The sequence below is a fragment of the Aeromicrobium sp. genome (assembly GCF_036675695.1).
Classification (GTDB): domain Bacteria; phylum Actinomycetota; class Actinomycetes; order Propionibacteriales; family Nocardioidaceae; genus Aeromicrobium.
Window position 1 is genome coordinate 1 of the sequence record NZ_JAKFEL010000104.1, and the last position, 2603, is coordinate 2603.

A 2603-nucleotide genomic window follows, 5' to 3' on the forward strand; every position below is an offset into this window, starting at 1 on the left:
CAAGGACGAGGACATTCAGCTCGTCCGCGAGCGCGCCCGCATCGACGAGGTCATCGAGCAATACGTCACCCTCCGCAACGCCGGTGGCAACCGCATCGGCCTGTGCCCGTTCCACGACGAGAAATCGCCGTCGTTCAACGTCCGACCAGTGCAGGGGTTCTACCGCTGCTTCGGCTGCGACGCGTCCGGTGACGTCTACAAGTTCCTGATGGAGATCGAGGGCCTCACGTTCGTCGAGGCGGTCGAACGACTGGCCTCCAAGTACGGCATCACGTTGCGCTACGAGGACGGCGACGCCGGGCCGCGTCGCGATCCCCAGCAGCGCAACCGTCTGCTCGAGGCACACCGTGAAGCCGGCGCGTTCTACGCCGCCGCCCTGCAGTCATCGACAGATGCCGAGGTCGGCCGCCAGTTCGTGAAGGATCGCGGTTTCGACCAGGCTGCCGCCGAGATCTTCGGTATGGGATTCGCGCCGCGCGGGGGAGAGGCGCTGGTCGCCCACCTCAAGGCCAAGGGGTTCACCGACGACGAGCTCACGATCGGCGGCCTCGCGGCCAAGGGCAATCGCGGCCTGTACGACCGGTTCCGAGGCAGGCTGCTCTGGCCGATCCGCGAGATGACCGGCGAGATCATCGGCTTCGGCGCGCGCCGCATGTTCGACGACGACCGCGTTGAGGCCAAGTACCTCAACACCTCCGAGACACCGATCTACAAGAAGAGCCAGGTCCTCTACGGGCTCGACATGGCCCGCAAGGCGATCTCGTCGTCGAGCCAGGCCGTCATCGTCGAGGGCTACACCGACGTCATGGCCTGCCATCAAGCCGGCGTGATGACCGCCGTCGCAACCTGCGGCACGGCGTTCGGCGAAGACCACGCGCGCGTGATGCGCCGCCTGATGCTCGATCACGATGCGTTCCACGGCGAGGTCATCTTCACGTTTGACGGTGACGAAGCCGGCCAGCGTGCGGCGCTCAAGACCTTCAGCGGCGACCAGCAGTTCGTCGCGCAGACCTACGTAGCCGTCGAGCCGCGCGGTATGGATCCGTGCGACCTCCGCCTCGCCGATGGCGACGCCGCCGTACGCGAGCTTGTTGCGTCGCGCATCCCGCTCTACCGCTTCGTGCTCGACAACATGCTCAGCAAGTACGACCTTGACCGTGGTGACCAGCGCGTCGACGCCGTACGTGAGGCGGTCTCGCTCGCATCAGCGATCCGTGACAAGTCCAAGGTCGACGAGCTCCTGCGCGAGATCTCCGGACGTGTGGGTGTCGATATCGAGCAGGTACGCGCTGAGCACCGCAAGCGCGCTGCTGCGCCCAAGCCTGCTGCGACGACAAGCACCCGTCCGACGACGACACCGCCGACGAGTGACCTTCCGCCAGTCGAGGTGTCGAGCTTCGGCGGCCCGCAGTTCTTCGACGAGCGCGAGGCACTCAAGGCGATCGTCCAGCACCCGCATCTCGCGAAGGAACTCGCCGAGGGGCTCGACGCGAACGACTTCACGCACCCGATCTCACAGGAGCTGTGGGGCTTCATCCAGGCCATGCCGTGGCCCGATGCCCCCGACTCCAACTGGCTGCCCAAGCTTTCTGACTCGGTGGCCAGCGACGAGCTCAAGCGCGTACTCGCGCAAGCCGCAGTCGAGCCGATGCGTGCGGGGGAGAGCAACACCAGCGCCGTCGTTGAGTCCGTCATCCTCCGGCTCCAGCTGCTCACGACGGCTCGCCGCATCAATGAAGTCAAGTCCAAGCTGCAGCGCACCAACCCGATTGATGAAGCCGAGCCCTACAACCGCATGTTCGGTGAGCTCATCGCGCTCGAGCAGCAGCACCGCACTCTGCGCGACCGCTCGATCGGCATCCCCACCCTCTAGCTCGCGAGGCCGCGTCCACAGCCCGTACGCGGGGCAACACAGCGGTGCTGTGCGCGGCGGAGTCTGGCGTCATGGACGCCTTCATCAAGACCCTGCTCGCCCAACCTCAGCTCGCAGCTGCGGACGAGCAGGCCCTCGCTCGCAGAGCGCGTTCTGGCGATCCCGCGGCTCGTGACGCGCTCATCACCGCAGGAATGCGAGCTGTGGCGCTTCGGGCGATGCTGCATGGATTCAGGGGAGACGAGATGCGCGATGCCGTGCAGTCCGGTGCTCTAGGGCTGATCCGAGCCGTCGACCGCTTCGATCCCGATTGCGGAACACGCCTGGCAACGTACGCCTGGCACTGGATCGGCTCGGCCATGAAGCAGGCGCGCCGCGACGAGCCTCTCAACGCCAGCGACGAACTGTTCGCGGACGCCGCTGCCAGTGACGGGCACGAGCTCCTCTTGGGACTTCCTGACGAGCTCGCCGAAGTCGTACGCCTGCGCTACGGATTGGGCACTCCGGATGCTGCTCCGATGACGCTCAGTGAGGTCGCGCACACCTGTGGCCTGACCGTCGCGCAAGTCAGGCACCGGGAGGCGAAGGCGATGCGGCATCTGCGCGTGGGACTTGCTAAGGTTGTGCACCGTGCTCCACACCGTGGGGCCGATCCCCTGTAGCTCAATTGGCAGAGCAGCCGACTGTTAATCGGCAGGTTATTGGTTCGAGTCCAATCGGGGGAGCAAGA

Annotated in this window: 2 protein-coding genes and 1 tRNA gene; all 3 read left to right on the forward strand. The window is 66.0% G+C overall.

Annotated features, from left to right (window positions below):
* Positions 1-1873, forward strand: a 1873-nt coding sequence (gene dnaG / locus V6M39_RS06515) for a DNA primase (RefSeq protein WP_332642949.1), incomplete at its 5' end; no start/stop codon positions are given.
* Positions 1874-1944: 71 nt separating this feature from the next.
* A complete protein-coding gene (locus V6M39_RS06520) occupies positions 1945-2535 on the forward strand; it encodes a sigma-70 family RNA polymerase sigma factor (protein ID WP_332642950.1) in 591 nt (196 codons plus the stop codon).
* A tRNA-Asn gene (locus tag V6M39_RS06525) sits at positions 2526-2598 on the forward strand. Before V6M39_RS06520 ends, V6M39_RS06525 begins: the two co-directional genes overlap by 10 nt.
* Positions 2599-2603 lie beyond the last annotated feature (5 nt).